Origin of the sequence: Pseudomonas sp. JV449 (assembly GCF_032424295.1) — a bacterium.
Lineage (GTDB): Bacteria > Pseudomonadota > Gammaproteobacteria > Pseudomonadales > Pseudomonadaceae > Aquipseudomonas > Aquipseudomonas marginalis.
The window spans coordinates 57,917-76,841 of sequence record NZ_VYKD01000026.1; the positions used below are offsets into that span (position 1 = coordinate 57,917).

Annotated in this window: 11 protein-coding genes and 1 riboswitch; of the genes, 2 read left to right on the plus strand and 9 right to left on the minus strand. The window is 62.2% G+C overall.

Annotated elements, in window-relative coordinates:
* Positions 1-71: 71 nt before the first annotated feature.
* Positions 72-2,690, minus strand: a complete 2,619-nt coding sequence (gene alaS / locus F6S08_RS22995) for an alanine--tRNA ligase (protein WP_315872380.1) — start codon at positions 2,688-2,690, stop codon at positions 72-74.
* 145 nt (positions 2,691-2,835) lie between these two features.
* On the minus strand, positions 2,836-3,840 hold the full coding sequence (ltaE, locus tag F6S08_RS23000; protein WP_065926202.1) for a low-specificity L-threonine aldolase: 1,005 nt from the start codon (positions 3,838-3,840) through the stop codon (positions 2,836-2,838).
* 191 nt (positions 3,841-4,031) lie between these two features.
* Positions 4,032-4,201: riboswitch (FMN riboswitch) on the plus strand.
* A 113-nt stretch (positions 4,202-4,314) separates the two neighbouring features.
* Between ltaE and F6S08_RS23005 the strand changes: the two genes are divergently transcribed.
* A complete protein-coding gene (locus F6S08_RS23005; RefSeq protein WP_065926190.1) occupies positions 4,315-4,824 on the plus strand; it encodes a 6,7-dimethyl-8-ribityllumazine synthase in 510 nt (169 codons plus the stop codon).
* Between the two features lie 71 nt (positions 4,825-4,895).
* On the opposite strand, the gene astE is transcribed toward F6S08_RS23005, so the two are convergent.
* The 7 genes from astE to F6S08_RS23040 all read right to left on the minus strand — a co-directional run bounded on the left by astE (position 4,896) and on the right by F6S08_RS23040 (position 12,692).
* Positions 4,896-5,900 carry a succinylglutamate desuccinylase gene (gene astE, locus F6S08_RS23010; RefSeq protein WP_065926191.1) on the minus strand — a complete coding sequence of 335 codons (1,005 nt, stop codon included), beginning with the start codon at positions 5,898-5,900 and terminating at the stop codon, positions 4,896-4,898.
* Between the two features lie 11 nt (positions 5,901-5,911).
* Positions 5,912-6,202, minus strand: coding sequence for a hypothetical protein (locus tag F6S08_RS23015; protein ID WP_027607770.1), 291 nt, complete (start codon positions 6,200-6,202; stop codon positions 5,912-5,914).
* 38 nt (positions 6,203-6,240) lie between these two features.
* The gene (astB, locus tag F6S08_RS23020) at positions 6,241-7,587 is read right to left on the minus strand and encodes an N-succinylarginine dihydrolase (RefSeq protein ID WP_315872381.1); all 1,347 of its coding nucleotides are present in this window, start codon (positions 7,585-7,587) and stop codon (positions 6,241-6,243) included.
* A 156-nt stretch (positions 7,588-7,743) separates the two neighbouring features.
* A complete protein-coding gene (gene astD / locus F6S08_RS23025) occupies positions 7,744-9,213 on the minus strand; it encodes a succinylglutamate-semialdehyde dehydrogenase (RefSeq protein WP_161985743.1) in 1,470 nt (489 codons plus the stop codon).
* A complete protein-coding gene (astA, locus tag F6S08_RS23030; RefSeq protein ID WP_027607767.1) occupies positions 9,210-10,235 on the minus strand; it encodes an arginine N-succinyltransferase in 1,026 nt (341 codons plus the stop codon). Before astA ends, astD begins: the two co-directional genes overlap by 4 nt.
* Before the next feature lie 49 nt (positions 10,236-10,284).
* The gene (aruF, locus tag F6S08_RS23035) at positions 10,285-11,304 is read right to left on the minus strand and encodes an arginine/ornithine succinyltransferase subunit alpha (protein WP_003175655.1); all 1,020 of its coding nucleotides are present in this window, start codon (positions 11,302-11,304) and stop codon (positions 10,285-10,287) included.
* 167 nt (positions 11,305-11,471) lie between these two features.
* Positions 11,472-12,692, minus strand: coding sequence for an aspartate aminotransferase family protein (locus tag F6S08_RS23040; RefSeq protein ID WP_027607765.1), 1,221 nt, complete (start codon positions 12,690-12,692; stop codon positions 11,472-11,474).
* 303 nt (positions 12,693-12,995) lie between these two features.
* On the opposite strand from F6S08_RS23040, the gene F6S08_RS23045 reads away from it, so the two are divergent.
* Positions 12,996-18,923 (plus strand): dermonecrotic toxin domain-containing protein, encoded by a 5,928-nt coding sequence (locus tag F6S08_RS23045; RefSeq protein ID WP_315872382.1) that lies wholly within the window; start codon positions 12,996-12,998, stop codon positions 18,921-18,923.
* The last annotated feature ends 2 nt before the right edge of the window (positions 18,924-18,925 follow it).

Here is an 18,925-nt window from a genome sequence, read left to right on the forward strand (position 1 = left end):
AGGGGCGCCTAATATCCAATCAACCAGCACAGAACAGCCCGTGACTAGACCACGGGCAGGTTAACAGTGCCTTAAATACCTGCCTCGACAAATGGCACGGTCAGGGCCAGGGCCGCGTCCAGGGCACTGGCGTCTACACCACCGCCTTGCGCCATGTCCGGACGACCACCGCCCTTCCCGCCCACTGCCGCAGCGGCTTGCTTCATCAAATCACCGGCCTTGAGTTGGCCAGTCAGGTCCTTGGTTACACCGGCAACCAGCACGACCTTCTCCTCATGGACACTGCCGAGCAGGATCACTGCGCGGCCGAGCTTGTTCTTCAACTGATCGACCAGGGCCAACAGCGCCTTGCCGTCCTGACCGTCCAGGCGTGCAGCCAGGACTTTCACGTCCTTGACGTCAACGGCCGAAGCCGACAGATCGTCGCCCGCAGCGCTGGCCGCCTTGGCTTGCAACTGCTCCAGCTGTTTCTCCAGCGCACGGTTGCGCTCCAGAACGGCGGACAACTTGTCGATCAGGTTGTCGCGGCTGCCCTTGACCAGGCTGGCCGCTTCCTTGAGTTGTTCTTCAGCCGCATTCAGGTAGGCCAGGGCCGCAGCGCCGGTCACCGCCTCAATACGACGCACACCCGACGCCACGCCGCCTTCGCTGATGATTTTCAGCAGGGCGATATCGCCGGTACGGTTGGCGTGGATACCGCCACACAGCTCCACCGAGAAGTCGCCGCCCATGCTCAGCACGCGCACGTTGTCGCCGTACTTCTCGCCGAACAGCGCCATGGCGCCCTTGGCCTTGGCCGTCTCGATGTCAGTCTCTTCGGTTTCTACCGGGGAGTTCTTGCGAATCTCAGCGTTGACGATGTCTTCCAGGGCCTTGATCTGCTCAGACTTGATCGCTTCGAAGTGGCTGAAGTCGAAACGCAGGCGCTGGCTGTCGACCAACGACCCCTTCTGCTGGACGTGCTCGCCCAGCACCTGGCGCAGCGCGGCGTGCAGCAAGTGCGTGGCCGAGTGGTTCAGCGCGGTGGCATGGCGTACGTCGGCATCGACCTGGGTGTCCACCGGCGCACCGACCGTCAGGTTGCCCAGCACCAGCACGCCGTGATGCAGGAACGCACCGCCGGTCTTGGTGGTGTCGCGTACCTCGAAACGACCGGAGGTCGAGCTCAGGAAACCACAGTCACCGACCTGGCCACCGGATTCGGCGTAGAACGGCGTCTGGTCCAGGACCACAACCGCTTCTTCGCCTTCGCTCAACACGTCGACCGACTTGCCGTCTTTATAAATGGCAACGATCCTGGCCGCGCCGACGGTCGCCTTGTAACCGGTGAATTCGGTGGGCACGTCAACCTTGACCAGGGTGTTGTAGTCCAGGCCAAAGGAACTGGCGGAACGGGCGCGCACGCGCTGGGCTTCCATCTCACGCTCAAACCCGGCTTCGTCGACGGTCAGCTCGCGCTCACGGGCGATGTCGGCGGTCAGGTCCATCGGGAAGCCATAGGTGTCGTACAGTTTGAACACGACATCGCCCGGCACCACGGTGCCTTTGAGCTCGGCCAAGTCCTGCTCCAGAATCTTCAGGCCGTGCTCCAGGGTCTTGGAGAACTGTTCTTCTTCAGCCTTGAGCACACGCTCGATGTTGTCCTGCTGCTGCTTGAGTTCCGGGAAGGCATCGCCCATCTCGGCAACCAGCGCGGCCACGATCTTGTAGAAGAAGCTGCCAGTGGCGCCCAGCTTGTTACCGTGACGGCAGGCGCGACGGATGATACGACGCAGCACGTAGCCACGGCCTTCGTTGGACGGCAGTACACCGTCGGCGATGAGGAAACCGCAGGAACGGATGTGGTCCGACACCACCTTGAGGGACGACTGGCTTTCATTGGCACAACCAATGGCTGCGGCCGACGCGCTCAACAGGTTGGTGAACAGGTCGATCTCGTAGTTGGAGTGAACGTGCTGCATCACCGCACTGATCCGCTCCAGACCCATGCCGGTGTCTACCGAAGGCGCTGGAAGCGGATGCAGCACGCCATCGGCGGTGCGGTTGAACTGCATGAACACGTTGTTCCAGATCTCGATGTAACGGTCGCCGTCTTCTTCCGGCGAGCCCGGTGGGCCACCCCAGATGTCGGCGCCGTGATCGTAGAAAATCTCGGTGCAGGGGCCGCATGGGCCGGTGTCGCCCATGGTCCAGAAGTTATCGGACGCGTAAGGCGCGCCCTTGTTGTCGCCGATACGAATCATGCGCTCGACGGGCACCCCGATTTCCTTGGTCCAGATGTCATACGCTTCGTCGTCCGTCGCGTAGACGGTCACCCAGAGTTTTTCCTTGGGCAGCTTCAACACGCCGGTCAGGAAGGTCCAGGCGAAGGTAATCGCGTCTTTCTTGAAATAATCACCAAAGCTGAAGTTACCCAGCATCTCGAAGAACGTGTGGTGGCGGGCGGTGTAGCCGACGTTTTCCAGGTCACTGTTCTTGCCGCCGGCACGCACGCACTTCTGGCTGCTGGTGGCGCGGGTGTAGGCGCGTTTTTCCTGGCCCAGGAAGCAGTCCTTGAACTGGTTCATCCCCGCGTTAGTGAACAGCAGGGTTGGGTCATTGCCTGGGATCAAGGAGCTGGAGGAGACACGGGTGTGACCTTGCTCTTCGAAGAAGCGAAGGAAGGCTTCACGGATTTCTGCGCTTTTCATAGGTTCTTCCACGGAGGCTGCGGCCAAAGGCCAGTGCGCAACATCATCAGACGGAGCGACGGCAAAAGGCCGCATTATATCGGCCCTTTGCCGGTGGTACAGCGTGTTTATGCGATAGAGAGGTTCAATTAGACGGTCTGCACACTCATTTGCGCGAAAAATCGACGAATGCCTTGAGCACTTGCTCGATCTGCGCCCGGCTCACATCCAGATGCGTCACCATGCGCAGGCGCGGCGCAGCACTCAACTTGATCCCACGCTCGGCGGCAAACGCCTTCAAGGCCTGGGCCTGGTCGCCGATCTGCACGTAGACCATGTTGGTCTGCACCGGCTCCACCGCGTAACCGGCGTTGCGCAGCTCATCGCCCAGCCATTGCGCATTGGCGTGGTCGTCGGCCAGGCGCTGCACCTGGTGATCCAGGGCATACAGCCCTGCTGCCGCCAGGGAACCGGCCTGGCGCATGCCACCGCCGACCATCTTGCGCAAACGGCGTGCCTTGGCGATCAACGCCGTGGAGCCGCACAGCACCGAGCCGATCGGCGCACCGAGGCCCTTGGACAGGCACACCGACACCGAGTCGAAATGCTGGGCGATCTCCCGCGCATCGACCCCAAGCTTGACCGCCGCGTTGTAGAGTCGCGCGCCATCCAGGTGCAGGGCCAGGCCATGTTCGCGGGTAAACGCCCGCGCCTTCGCCAGGTAGTCCAGCGGCAGCACCTTGCCCTGCATGGTGTTTTCCAGGGCCAGCAGGCGGGTGCGGGCGAAGTGGAAGTCGTCGGGCTTGATGGCCTCGAGCACCTGATTCAGGTCGAGGGAGCCATCCGCCTGCACGTCCAGCGGCTGCGGCTGGATCGAACCCAGCACGGCCGCGCCGCCGCCCTCGTATTTATAGGTGTGGGCCTGCTGGCCGACGATGTACTCCTCGCCACGCTCACAGTGGGCCATCAGCGCCAGCAGGTTGCTCATGGTGCCGGTGGGCACGAACAGCGCGGCCGCAAAGCCCAGGCGCTTGGCCAGCTCGGCCTCCAGGCGGTTGACGCTGGGGTCTTCGCCGTAGACGTCATCGCCGCTGGCGGCATTGGCCATGGCGTCGAGCATGCCGGCGGTGGGTTGGGTCACGGTGTCGCTGCGCAGGTCGATCACAGACATGAAACAAGCCTCGAAGGGGTTCATTAAGATTCTTATGAGGATGATTACTGCGGGCAAAGCCGCGGAATATCAAGCCCCACGCGTTCTCAATCGAATACCAACCAAACAAACCGATATAGCTTATCGATACGACGCTCGTGCAGTTTATGAAAAACCATGTTAAAAACTCTCCGCCACCAGGGTTCTGGTGGCAACGTTCTCAGGGCGGGGTGCAATTCCCCACCGGCGGTAATTGCACGCAAGGTGCATAGCCCGCGAGCGCTTGGCGCCTCGAACTGCTCACGCAGGACGGCGACAAGGTCAGCAGACCCGGTGTGATCCCGGGGCCGACGGTCATAGTCCGGATGAAGAGAGAACGGGATTGGCACCTAAGGGCCGCACGCCGAGCGCATGCCTGCATGACTCGGCGGTTCGTACCCTTAAATCCCATTCGATTCATAACGCCCTGTTTTTTTCTTAAACAGGAGTCAGAACATGCAACCCACCGCAATCGACAGCAAAAGCAAAAACCATCACGGCGAGCGCGTCGCGTTTATCCAGGCCTGCTGGCACAAGGATATTGTCGACCAATCCCGCAAAGGCTTCCTCGCCGAAATGATCGCCCAGGGCTACCAGGAATCGGACATCGATTTCTTCGAAGTCGGCGGCGCCTTTGAAATGCCCCTGCACGCCAAGCTGCTGGCCAAGACCGGTCGTTACGCCGGTATCGTGGCCGCCGCGCTGGTGGTGGACGGCGGGATCTACCGTCACGAGTTCGTGGCCCAGTCGGTGGTCAGCGGCCTGATGCAGGTGCAGTTGGAAACCGAAGTGCCGGTGTTCTCGGTGTCCCTGACGCCGCATCACTTCCATGCCGGCAGCGAACACACCGCGTTCTTCCATGAGCACTTCGTGCACAAGGGCCAGGAAGCTGCACGTACATGCGCCGACACCCTGCACAAGGTGCGGGCGATCCGTCGCAGCGAGCCACGGGCGGTAGCGGTCTAAGCAACACTGCAAAACAAGATGAGGGAGGGGGCTACACCCCTCCCACATTTGGACCAGGTTAAGGCTCAGATCTACGCCAGCCCGGCCTCTGTGGTTGGCACAATCAATATCCCCGCCCGCAAGCCATTCTTCACCTTCGGGTTGGGGAAGATGATGCGCGCCCCCTCCTCCTCGATCACCCAACGGGTCTTGGCCACGTCTTCGGCCAGCAGATAACCCTTTTCCAATTCCGAAAAGTTTTCCACGTCCGCCGGCAAGTGCAGCAGGAATGCATCGCTGTGCTTGATGACTTCCCGCGACACGGCGAACAATTTCAACCCGTCCAGGCTGTCAGTCTCAGGCTCGGTGCCTTCGATGATCTGCTTGAGGCGCAGCTCCAGGCGGGAGACATTCACGCCCTGGTTGTGCCCGAACGGCCGTGCCTTGCCCAGTTCCAGGGTGAAAGCCTCGGCCTCCAGCTGCTCATAGGTAAACGCGGTAAAGGTGATCGAGCTCTTGTTCTGCAGCAGCACCGCTTCCATGCCAGCAGCGTTCAGGCGCGCCAGTTCGTGACGTGAATGCTGGCGCCCCTCCTTCCAGGGGTACAGCGCAAACTGCTCGATCTTCGAGCCGCGGATGGCGGTGTGCAGGTCGTAATGCAGGCGCGAACGGCCAGGCAAGCTGAAGAAGCTGCGGGCCAGTTGTTCAAGCTCGGCGGCGCGCATGGCTTCAGGGCCGATGTTTTTTTCATGCCGGCCGTTGAACAGCCGGTTGACGTCCAGTTCAAGGTAACGCTCGCCGCGGCGCATGGCCTCAGGGTTGCCGAACAGGAACAGAATACGGGTGCGGGGCTTGATCTCCCCACGGGCGATGCCATGCAACAGGCGGTCGAGCAATTCGATCGGCGCGGTTTCGTTGCCATGGATGCCGGACGACAGCAGCAGGTCGCTGCCATTGTCCGTTGCCTGCGGCGGGCGCACTTCGAGTGCGCCCTCGCTGAGCCAGCGCATCTGCACGCCGTCGACAGTCAGTTGAATTTTTTGCGCCGGTTCGCGACCGGCGAGGGTCAGTTCAAGCAGTTTGCCGAGGGCGAGCATACGCAGCTTCCTTAGTGGTTGCAGCCTGGGCCATGGACGTGATCGTCGTCATCACCTTCAACGTCGGCCGGTTCCATTTCCAGTTGCAGGCTCATCAGGTTGGTGGCCAGGGGGCGCATCAACAGGTTGGCGTATTCGGCGTCGCCTTCTTCCACGTCCACGCCGATCAGCAGTTGGCCACGGCCGTCGTGCTGGATCCAGATTTCCTTGCCCTGCCAGACCACGGCGACGCGGGTGCAGGAGGTTTCCAGCTGGGTACCGTCGGTGTCTTCAAGGATCAGTTGCAGGGTGTCGGTGCTCATAAATAATTCTCAGCCATAGGGTGTAAAAAGAGGTGGCGTTAATTGATCTGGAAAGGATAAACCGAGCCCAGTTTAAGGATTTGCGTCAGTTCATCCAGTGCCGTCCGGCACTCAAGTAGCAATTGCGGGTCAGCCAGGTCGGTTTCGCGCAGGCTGTCGCGGTAGTGCTTGTCGACCCATTGGGTCAGTGTGTCGTACAACGGCGCGGTCATGATAACCCCTGGGTTCACCGCTGCCAGCTCGGTTTCGTTCAGGGCCACGCGCAGGCGCAGGCACGCCGGGCCTCCGCCGTTCTGCATGCTTTGCTTGAGGTCGAAGACTTTGACTTCGCGGATCAGCCCAGCGGACGCCGTCAGGCCTTGCAGGTACTGCCAGACGCGCTCGTTGGCGCGGCACTCCTCCGGCACGATCAGCAACATCGAACCGTCGGCGCGGGTCAGCAACTGGCTGTTGAACAGGTAGGAACGCACCGCGTCCTCGACGCTGACCTGGGCACGCGGCACACACACCGCCTGGAAGTTGCCGCCCAGCTTGCCCAACTTGCCCTGCAACTCGGCCAGCATCTGTTCGGTATTGAGGAATGCGTCCTCGTGATAGAACAGCACCTCGCCGTTGCCCACCGCGATCACGTCGTTGTGGAACACGCCGGCATCGATCACCGCCGGGTTCTGCTGGGCGTAGACCACGCCTTCATCCTTCAGGCTATGCAGGCGGGCGACGGCCTGGGAGGCTTCGAGGGTCTGGCGCGCCGGGTACTTCTGCGGGGCCGGGTAACGGGGGTCGAACGCGCTGCGCCCGAACACGAAAAACTCCACGCCCGCGTCGCCGTACTCACGGCAGAAACGCGTGTGGTTGGCCGCACCTTCGTCGCCGAACTGCGCCACCGCCGGCAACGCGGCGTGGTGGGCAAAGTGCTTCTGGTCGGCAAACATCGCCCCCAGCACGCGGCTGGTGGTGGGGTGTTCGATGCTGCGGTGGTATTTGCAATTGAGGTTGGCGGCGGTGAAATGCACGCGGCCATCTGCCGTGTCGGCGCTCGGGCTGACGGTGGCGGCGTTGGCCACCCACATGCTCGATGCCGAGCAACTGGCGACCAACAACGGCATGGCCTGCTTGGCCGCCTGCTGGATGACCTGGGCGTCGGTGCCGCTGAAACCGAGGTTGCGCAACGCCGCTACGTCCGGACGCTCCTGGGGCGCGAGCACGCCTTGCACAAAGCCCATGTCCATCAGGGCTTTCATTTTCTGCAGGCCCTGCAACGCCGCTTCCCTGGGGTTGGAATGCTGCTGGCTGTTGCTCTGGGACGCGACGTTGCCGAAGGACAAACCGCCGTAGTTATGGGTCGGCCCCACTAGACCGTCAAAATTGACTTCATAGGATTTCATCGGCGAGGCTCCACGAACATCTGTTTTTATAGGCTTCAAAAATCTTCAACACACCACAAATCCAGTGTGGGAGGGGGCTTGCTCCCGATAGCAGTCTGTCAGTTGATCAATCAGGTGACTGACACACCGCCATCGGGAGCAAGCCCCCTCCCACATTTAGATCAGCGTAATGCCGGGGGTTAGCGTGGCCGGTACCACCAGGCTTGGCGTTTCAAGCGACGCCACCGGGTACGCACAATAATCCGCCGCGTAATACGCACTGGCGCGATGGTTGCCCGAGGCCCCTACCCCACCAAATGGCGCGGTGCTGGCGGCGCCGGTCAGCTGTTTGTTCCAGTTGACGATGCCTGCACGGCTTTCCAGCCAGAATTGCTGGTAACGCGCCTCGGAATCGGACAACAGGCCCGCGGCCAGGCCGTACTGGGTGTTGTTGGCTTCGGCAATCGCCGCCGCGAAATCGGCGTAGCGGATCACCTGCAACAACGGGCCGAACAGCTCTTCGTCTTCGCGCTCGGTCACGCCGGTTACGTCGATGATGCCTGGGGTCAGCAAGGCGGCCTGGTCCTGGGGCTGGGTCATCTCCAACAGTGCCACGGCGCCATTGGCCAACATCAGTTCCTGGGCCTCCATCAGGGCTTTTGCCGCTGCCAGGGAAATCACCGAGCCCATGAACGGCGGCGGTTGCTGGTCGAACGCGCCGACTTCAATCGTCGCACTCACCGCCACCAGCCGCGCCAGCAACGCATCGCCCCAGGCACCTTCCGGCACCAGCAAGCGACGGGCACAGGTGCAACGCTGGCCGGCAGAGATAAACGCCGACTGGATGATGGTGTAGACCGCCGCATCCACGTCGGCCACTTCATCCACCACCAGCGGGTTGTTGCCGCCCATTTCCAGGGCCAGGATCTTGTCCGGGCGCCCGGAGAATTGCTGGTGCAGATGATTGCCGGTACGGCTGGACCCGGTGAAAAACAACCCGTCGATACCGGGGTTGGCGGCCAACGCAATGCCGGTCTCGCGCGCGCCTTGCAGCAGGTTCAACACGCCCGCCGGCAAACCGGCGTCGATCCAGCACTGCACGGTCAGCTCGGCGACTTTCGGGGTCAGCTCGCTGGGCTTGAACAGTACGGTGTTACCCGCCAGCAACGCCGGGACGATATGCCCGTTGGGCAGGTGACCGGGGAAGTTGTAAGGACCAAACACCGCCACCACGCCGTGGGGCTTGTGGCGCAATACGGCGGTGGCGTCGCCCAGGGGGCCGCTCTTCTCGCCGGTACGCTCGCGGTAGCTTTGCACCGAGATCGCGATCTTGTTGGCCATGCTGGTGACTTCGGTGGCCGACTCCCACAGCGGCTTGCCGGTCTCCTCGCCGATGCAGCGGGCGATTTCATCGGCGCGGCTTTTCAGGCTCGCGGCGAAGGCTTCCAGCACGCTGATGCGCTCTTCCAGCGGGCGCCGGGCCCAGGCCGGGAACGCCTGGCGCGCGGCCTGCACGGCCGACTCGACCTGCTCGACCGTGGCGCCATTACCGACCCACAGCACCTGCTGGGTCACCGGGTTACGCGATTCAAACAGTTCACCCTGGCCAGCCAGCCAGCTACCTGCGATATACAACGAATTCATTATTTCGACTCCCGAGCAGCAGACAACGGTACGGCACGCACTTGATCACCCACCACCAGTTGCAGGCGCTTGGCGGTTTGCGGATCGACCACCAGCGTGCCTGCCGCCAGGCGCGCCGGTGCGGCGGTGATGCGGCAATCTTCGCGTTTGCGGTTATGGATCAGGAACGGCGTGGCGTCGTCCCCCGGTGTGCCGATGGCCAACACCAATGATTGGCTGTCGCGCACCGCACGGATCTTGGCGGTCTCGCACTCCACCGCCGGGCCGGCGTCGAAAATATCGACGTAGCCCTGGTAGCTGAAGCCTTCGCTCTTGAGCATGCTCAACGCCGGCTCGGTGTCCGGGTGGACCTTGCCGATCACGTTGCGCGCGTCCTCGGAAAGGAAGCAGCTGTACAACGGAAACTTGGGCATCAGCTCAGCGATAAACGCCTTGTTGCCCACGCCGGTCAGGTAGTCGGCCTGGCTGAATTCCATCTTGAAGAAGTGCCGGCCCAGGCTTTCCCAGAACGGCGAACGCCCGGCGTCGTTGGACACGCCACGCATCTCGGCGATGATCTTGTTGCCAAACAGCTGTGGGAACTCGGCGATAAACAGCAGGCGCGCCTTGGCCAGCATGCGGCCGTTGAGGCCGTTGCGGTAATCGGCATGCAGGAACAACGAGCACAGCTCGGAATTGCCGGTGAGGTCGTTGGCCAGGAACAGCGTCGGAATTTCACGGTAGATATTCAGTTCCTGGGAGGCGCTGACCGTCAGGCCGACCCGGAAGTTGTACCAGGGCTCGCGCAGGCCGACGGCACCGGCGATGGCGGAAATCCCCACCACGCGGCCTTCGTCGTTTTCCAGCACGAACAGGTAGTCGGCATCACCGCGCCCGGCGTCGCCACGAAAGGTTTTTTCCGCCCAGCCAACCCGGTGGGTCAGGCGCTCTTCGTTGGCCGGCAAGGTGGTGAGGCCGGTGCCGGTGCTGCGCGCCAGATCAATCAGGGCCGGTAAATCGCTGCTGCGTACGGGACGAACGATCATGCTATCTCCTCAGACGGGCCGCTGCTGCCAGCCACCCGCGACACTCTGTTTATACCGCTACCAGGCGCACACTCGCACCTTCACCAACACCAAGGGCTTCGGCGGCTGCCAGGTCCAGGGTCACCGGTTTGCCCGGCGCGTAGTCCAGCTCCAGCATGACCGCGCGGTAATCCTGCAACTGCGCGTTGCTCACCAGGTACTGGCGGCCGACACCCTTGACCATCTCGCCGATCTTCACCGGCACCACACGGCTCTGGGCGATCGAGCGAATGCCCGAGACCCGTGCGTGCAGCGTTGGGCCGCCGTCGAAGATGTCGATGTAGTGGTCAGTCTCGAAGCCTTCGCGCATCAGGATGTCGAAGGTGATCTGCGCACGCGGGTGCACCTGGCCCATGGCTTCCTGGGCTTCGTCCGGCAACAGCGGCACGTAGATCGGGTAATGCGGCATCAGCTCGGCGAGGAACGTACGGCTTTTCAGCCCGCACAGGCGCTCGGCGGCAGCGTAGTTGAGGTCGAAGAAGTTGCGGCCGATGGCATCCCAGAACGGCGAATCACCGTTCTCGTCGCTGTAGCCGACAATCTCGGTCACCACCGAGTCGGCAAAGCGCTCGGGGTGGCTGGCGACGAACAACAGGCGGCCACGGGAATTGAGTTCCGACCACGGCGAACCGACCAGCTCCGGCACTACGTAGAAGCTGGTGAGCAGGCTGTTTCCGGTGAGGTCATGGCACTGGGAAAGCACGTGGATCTTGTTGTGGATCTTCAGCTCGCGGGAGGCGTGCACGAAGGTCTCGTTACGAAAACTGTAGAACGGCTCCGAGTAACCGGCCGAGGCGACGATGGCCGAGCAGCCGGCGAGCTTGCCGGTCTCGGTGTCTTCCAGCACGAAGAAATAGCTTTCTTCACCGTTGAAACTCACCTCGGCCGCGAAGGACGCTTCGCTGGCGGCGATCTTGTCGCTCAGGCGTTCCACATCATCCGGCAAGGAGGTGACACCAATCGGGCTGTCCGCAGCCAGACGCTGTACCTCGCCCAGATCAGCCATTTGCGCGGGGCGCATCACCAGCATGGTGTCACTCCTTAACTCTAGAACTCACAGGAAAAAAATACCGAACAGGTCAGGAACACCCCATATCTTCATGTGGGGCATATTCCAGTGTGGGAGGGGGCAAGTCGAATCGTCGCACCGCCCCTCCCACATTTTTGACCCAGTCCAGCCGGCAGAAGGTGTCGCTATCAGGCTTGGGTCAGCGTTTTTACCGCACGCTCGAAACGATCCAGGCCTTCGTTGATGTCCGCGTCTTCCACCACCAGGCTCGGCGCAAAACGCACCACGTCGGGGCCGGCTTGCAGGATCATCAGGTTTTCTTTCTCGGCCGCGTTGAACACGTCCTTGGCCTTGCCTTTGAACGCATCGCTCAGTACGCAACCGATCAGCAGGCCCATGCCGCGCACTTCGGTGAAGATGCCGTACTGCTTGCCGATCTGCTCCAGGCGCGCCTTGAACAGGTCGTGCTTGGCGTTGACGCCGGCCAGCACCTCAGGGGTGTTGATCACGTCGATGACCGCTTCGGCCACTGCGCACGCCAGCGGGTTGCCGCCGTAGGTGGTGCCGTGGGTACCGACCACCAGGTGCTTGGCCAGGTCTTCACGGGTGAGCATCGCCGCGATCGGGAAACCGCCGCCCAGGCTCTTGGCGCTGGTGAGGATGTCGGGCACCACGCCGTAGTGCTGGTAGGCAAACAGATGGCCGCTGCGGCCCATGCCGGTCTGCACTTCGTCGAAAACCAGCAGCGCATTGTTGGCGTCGCACAGTTCGCGGGCACCTTGCAGGTAAGCCAGTTCGGCCGGCAGTACGCCGCCTTCGCCCTGGATCGGTTCCAGCACCACGGCGCAGGTCTTGTCCGATACGGCGGCTTTCAGCGCTTCCAGGTCGTTATAAGGGACGTGGGTGATGCCGGTGATTTTAGGCCCGAAACCATCGGAGTACTTCGACTGGCCACCGACGTTGACGGTGAACAGGGTACGGCCGTGGAAGCTGTTCAGCGCGGCAATGATCTCGTACTTCTCGCTGCCGAAACGGTCGAACGCCACGCGACGGGCCAGCTTGAATGCGGCCTCGTTGGCCTCAGCGCCCGAGTTGCAGAAGAACACGCGCTCGGCAAACGTGGCGTCGATCAACTTATGGGCCAGGCGCAGGGCCGGCTCATTGGTGAAGACGTTGGAGACGTGCCACAGCTTGTTGGCCTGCTCGGTCAATGCACCGACCAGCGCCGGATGGGCGTGGCCCAATACGTTGACCGCGATGCCGCCGGCAAAGTCGATCAGCTCGCGACCCGCCTGGTCCCATACGCGCGAACCTGCGCCGCGCACGGGGATGAACGCAGCAGGGGCGTAGTTGGGAACCATGACCTGGTCGAAATCGGCACGTTGCACCGGGGCTTGCTCAACGGACATCGGAGTCTCCTGAAGAGGAACGCCTGCCTGGAACTGGCGGGCGATGCAGGGATTGTAAGGACAGTTTTCAGAGCGGCCTTGCCGCCAAGCGACAACTTCTTATAGCGCCAACCCGCGATTTAGGCGGGTTTACGCCAATGCGACAAATAGCGTCGCAATGGCGCAGTTTAAACCGTGTGCCGGCTCCATGGGCAGGTGATGTTCGCGAATCCGCAGAAGCACACCGCACCAACTATCTACCGCCGTCGATCGCGTGCCGACTGGTCTGCTGAAAAGACACTCATACTGTCAAGGATCGATCCCATGCCTCCCCTCCCCGCACCCGCCAACGGCGAAGTTCGCCACACCATTGTCATGCAGGCCATTCCCCACTGGCTGGGTGACGCCACGCCAGCCAGGCGTTCCACCCTGGGCGAAGTGTCCGGGAGTTTTCCCGACTGGTACAAAAACGCCTCCGCCACCCAGCACGCCGAACTCAAGCGTCTCAACGGCGAAGCCTGGACCCGGCAGAATCAGGTAGACAAGGCTCTGGCCGGCCTCAAAAGCCCGCAAACCTTCGGCGCCGAACTGCTGCAACCGGCGCTGAAGCGCCAATACAGCGTCGATCTGGATGTGCGCAGCACCTGGCTGCAACTCTATGTGCCATTGACGCTTGCGGGGTTTCGGGTTCAGGCCGGGGCCTCGCGTACGTGGAGCGTTTCACTGCTCAACGCCGCGCTGCACAACTTCGAGCCCGCCGAAGCACAGCCCGATGCCTACGAGCGCAACTCCGGTTTCAGCAGCCAACCCAACGCCGCCGGGCATTTCCAAAGCCTGCCGGCGGTTGACGCACGCATCACCATTGCCCAATTTGCCACCCTCTGCCGTGAATTGGATATCGGCGGGCGCTATCAGCGCTATCTCGAAGATTACCTGGGGCTGGACAACCCTGTGGCCATGGCCGCCCTGCAATACAAGGTCGAGCAGAGCCTGAGCAGCGCGCTCAAACGCTCGCTGTACATGGCACTGCTCAAGGGCGACATCCCGCAAACCGGCTACGACGCGGTCCACAGCCTGATTGATCACGGACAGCACTGCCCGATGTGGGTCGCTCATGAGCTGGTGATCATGTCCAGCCGCCTGACCGGGATCGTACTGTTTTCCCAGGACCTGGATGCAAGCCGCGAGCCGGTGCCGGTGATCGTCTATATCCCTGACGACCCGCAGCACCCCATCAAGCAATACGCCAGCACGCAGGCGTTTATCCAGGCGCTCACCGCACGGTTGCGCGCCTCGGACTTTCAGCACTTCTTCAGCCGCTTTGTCGACCATGCCGACCTGGGGCGTTTTTTCGCCGACCTCACGGGCCGCCTGAGCCAAGTGACCTGGCACTCGCATACACCGGGCGATCCGCTGCCCAGTTGGCGCGGCAGCGAGGTGGAGCGAGCAAACCTGCAGTTTCGTGGCATTCCCATCAAGCAGCCGCTGTTCCATTACCTGCATCAGATGAAGTTGAGCAAACTGCTGAACGACGCGCGCAGCCAGGCAGTGAGCACCGCCAGCGCCAACCAGAAAGCGCGCTGGGAGCGCTGGGACCTGGTGCAAAAAATCGCCTCGGCACTGCTGCAAGTCGTCGCCCTGATTGCCACCCCCTTTGTGCCGCCACTGGGCATGCTCATGCTCGGCTACACCGCCTACCAATTGCTGGACGAAGCCTTCGAAGGGGTTATCGACTGGGCTGAAGGCCAGGTGCAGGAAGCCTTCGGACATGCTATGGGGTTTATCGAGCAACTGGTGCAATTGGGCCTGTTTGCCACAGGCATCCCCATCGCCCAGGGCATTCTGCGCAAAGTGCTGCCGAGTGAGTGCCTGGGGTTTCTGGATGGCCTCACACCCGTGACCAGACCCGATGGCGGCGAACGCCTGTGGAAGCCCGATCTTGAGCCTTATCGTCTCAAACAGAGCCCGCCCAGCGGCGTACGTCCTGATGAGAAAGGCGTGTACCGCTTCAACGGCAAAAACCTGCTGCAGGTGGGCGACGACTATTACACCGTCCGGCAAGACCCCATCAGCCAGCGCTATTTTGTGCAGCACCCCAGCCGTGCGTCGGCCTACCAGCCGCAGGTGATCAGCAACGGCCAGGGCGCCTGGATTACCGAGTTGGACCGCCCGCTGAGCTGGGACAGCGCCACACTGATGCGGCGTCTCGGCTACCCGGCCGAAGGCCTGGATGACGCGCGCTTGCAGCAGGCGCGCAGCGTCAGCGGTACCCACGACAACGCGCTGCGCCAGATGCACCACACCGGGCAAACGCCGCCGCCGCTGCTGGCCGATACCCTCAAGCGCTTCAAGATCGATCTAGCGCTGCAAGACTTCATCACGCAACTCAACAGCGATGACCCGCTCATCTATGGCCAGGCGGACGTTCAGACACAGTTGCAGATACTCACCAGCTACGGCCTGTGGCCCGCCTCCAAGACCTTGCGGTTCCTGGATACCCAAGGGAAAACCCAATGGGAGTTTCTTGGCCGGCCCGACGCTAGCGTGGTACAGATCCATGAAAGCCAATTGGAAAATGGTGATCTGCTACGCGTGCTGGTGGAGAGTTTGGATGAAGCCGAGCGCAAAGCACTGCTTGAAGAACCCGCCGACCAGCCCGCCTCCCATGCGTCTATTCGCGCCGCGGCCCTGCGCAAAAAGATCGCCCGCCTTGCCCACGAAAAACGCTTCTCGCTGTTCGATTCCCGCTACCGCAGCGAAGAACATAGCCCGGGGGCAGCGCTGCAAAAAATCATCGACGCCGCTCCCGAGCCCGGCCTGCCCGTCAGCGTCGCCCATGAACTGCTGGCCAATGCCACCGGCGACGAGTTGCAAGCCATCGACCAAGGCAAGGTGCCGACGCATATAGCCGAGCAAGCCGCAGCCGCCCAACTGGATGTGCGCACCACCCGTGCTTACGAAGGGCTCTACCTGGACGCCGTCGACAACCCCGACACTCACCTGCTCGCGCTGCTGTCCCTGGAGCGCCTGCCCGGATGGTCGACGCGCATGCGCCTGGAAGTCCGGCAGTACCGTAGCGACGGCCCGTTGCTGGAGGCTATCGGCGCCGAAGACGCGCCGCTCAAGCGAATCGTCATCCATACCGAATCGGGCCGCTATACGCCTGTCGATGAAAAGGGCCCGGTGTTTGGCGACACCGATTTCTTCACCGCCATCCTCCAGGCGATCCCCGATAGCCAGCGCGACGCCCTGAACATCCACATCGGCCAGGGCGAGCGCCTGCGCCAGGCGATTGGCGAGCACGTGCTCGATCGCGAGCGGCTGCGCACCTTGCTCAGCGCAGACACTTACCGCAAACCGACGTTCGACCCCACAGTCATGCGCCTGCGTGGCGGCATGGACGGTTATCAGGCAGCAGGGCCGTCACGGCCACCAGCCGCCGAGCCGCAGCCCACGCTTGAGCAGCGCGCCCAGCACTTGCTGCCCAGCCTCCCTGCGGAACAGATCGCCGACCTGGTACAGACCCTGGAAAGCCGTCCCGGCGGAGCCTTGGCGACCCTGATAACCCTGCAGGTCGAATACAACAAACTGGACACCGACCTCGCCGTCTGGGAACACATGACGCCCACCTTCCACCCCATCACTGAAGCACCACTGACGCCCCGGGAATACCAGTACGTGCGACGCAACCGTGCCCTGTGGGCCCAGGAGGTCAGGCGCGGCTGGCGCCAGGAAACCGCGATTGATCACTACCATGACCAACTGCTCCTCAATGGCCACAAGCTGCAACTGACGATCCCGATCTACGGCGAACTGCCCAGGCTCACGGCACGCTTCGAGCACATCAGCCTGCTGGAGCTCAAGGGTCAGCACACCGCACTGCAGATCAATGACTTCGTGCAGTTGTTCCCACGCCTGCGTCACCTGAACGTCAGCCAGTTTTACCTGGGTGGCCTTGCGCCAAGCATCGCGCAACTGCCCAGCCTCGACGCGCTGATATTGAGCGACTGCAACATTACCCTGACCGAAGAAACTCGGGTGGCCCTTGGCAGCATGACTCTCCTGAAGACCCTGGACCTGTATAACAACCCTCTGGGCCTGACGCCCAGCGTTACCCACATGGCCCACCTGCAACACTTGGACCTGAGCTACACCGGCATCCGTGATTTGCCGCCAGGCCTGCTGAACCGTCCACAGTTGGAACTGGCGGTTTTGTCCAATAACCAGATCCGCGAACTGCCTCCGGCGCTGTTCGAGTTGCCGGTAGAAACCAGCCGCAAGTTCGACCTCTCCAGCAACCCGCTGTCGGGACCCACGCTGGAGCGGGTCAAGGGGTACTACCAAAGAACCGGTGGCCGCTGGGACATTGACGCGCCCGGCACCGAAATCCAAAGCGCCAGACGCCTTTACCCAACGCTGTCGGACAATGACATCAATCAGCTCATCTTCGATTTCCCGGGCAACCTGGACGCAGGCCGCGCAGCGCTGGCGCAGCTTGAAATCGAATACCCGCAGATTCGCCAAACGCTGGCACCTTGGGCCGACGACGAGCAAGTGTCCGCCCAGGAGCGCACCTATCGCTCACTGTTCGTGGACACGCTCGAAGCCGGCTGGCGTCGGGAAACCGAGCAGGACACACACGCCCCAGGGCGTCTCCCGCGCTTCACACTCAACCTGCCCTACCCCATCAGCGGCGATATTCCCGCCCTGAGCACGCCCTTCCCCCATGTCTCATCACTGAGCCTGTCCGGCAATGCATCCACCCTGCAGCCCAACGCGTTTCTGCGCAGCTTTCCACAGTTGGAGCGCCTGTCCATCGAGCGCTATACCCTGATGCATTTGCCCAGGACCCTGCCGCAACTGGAGCGGCTGACCCATCTGCGCCTGGATCGCTGCGCCATTGAACTGAACCCCGCCAGCGCCCAGGTGCTTTCCAGCCTGACCCACCTCCAACACCTGGACCTGGCCAATAACCGCCTGGTCTGGCTACCGGACTTCAATCGCCTGACAGCCCTGACCAGCCTGTCACTGAGCAACACCGGCCTGCGGGAAATTCCACCGGCGCTGCTGGCGGGCAACATCGCCCGGACACGGGTAGACCTGAGTCACAACGCCATCGAGCAGATTCCCGATCAAGGCTTCCAACTGCCCGCCACCCTCAGCGCAGCCTTTGACCTGTCGGATAATCCGTTGTCACGGCACACCCTCGCCCGCATCAAAACCTACTGCCAGGCCACTGGCGAGCACTGGAACGCGCCGGCCCCCCAACCCCAACTGCAACAGCTACAAGCACTGTACCCAAGCCTCAACAACCGCGAGGTCAGCCGTGTGTACTTCCAGTTACCGGGCGACCTGGACACCGTAGACCTGCACATCACGCGCCTGGATGGCGAGTATCAGGACCTGCAGGCACACCTCCAAGCCTGGGCTATGGAGGTCCCCTCCAGAGACCCACTGCTCGACACCGTGCTGGACGAGGGCGCGCGGGCCGAAGAACAAATCCGTCGCCTGGGCTTCAAGGATTTGCTCGAACGCTGCTGGCGCCGGGAGGGCGAGTTGGACGACTCCAACGGTTTCACCCGCCACAGCCATAAACTGGTGTTCCACGGCCAGTTATTGGGGGACATGCCGATGCTGAGTGCGCAGTTCGATCACGTGAGCCTGCTGGAGATCATCGGAGACGGTACCAACCAGCAAGTGGACGGTCTGCTGCGCTGCTTCCCCAACCTTGTCAGCCTGACCCTCGAACGCCACACACTGCTGGATATCCCCGCCTCGGTGTTCGGCCTCCGACGCCTGCGCTATCTGAAGCTGGCGGAAAACCATATCCGTCTGACCCGCGAGAGCAAAGAGCAGCTCTCACGCCTTATCCACCTGGAATACCTGGACCTGAGTGACAACCCGCTGATATTTATTCCCGACATCCGCAACCTTGGACGGCTAGTGTCGATCTACCTGCACAACTGCGGGCTGACACACGTGCCGGAAGGCGTCTTTGCCCTGGGCCGCCTGCGGGTGCTGGACTTGAGTGACAACGAAATCGTCGACGTGCCCAGCGACCTGTTGGAAATGCCGTTGCCACTCAACGATGACTCCGACCTCAGCGGCAACCCACTGTCCGATCAGAGCATCGAGCTGCTGCGCGACTATTACCGCCAGACAGGCTACGAACTGGGCGTGGAAGAGGCGATGTTCGACGAGTTCGGCGTGGCGCTGATGGCCCCGGGAACCCCGAGACCCATGGAGGAATAAGC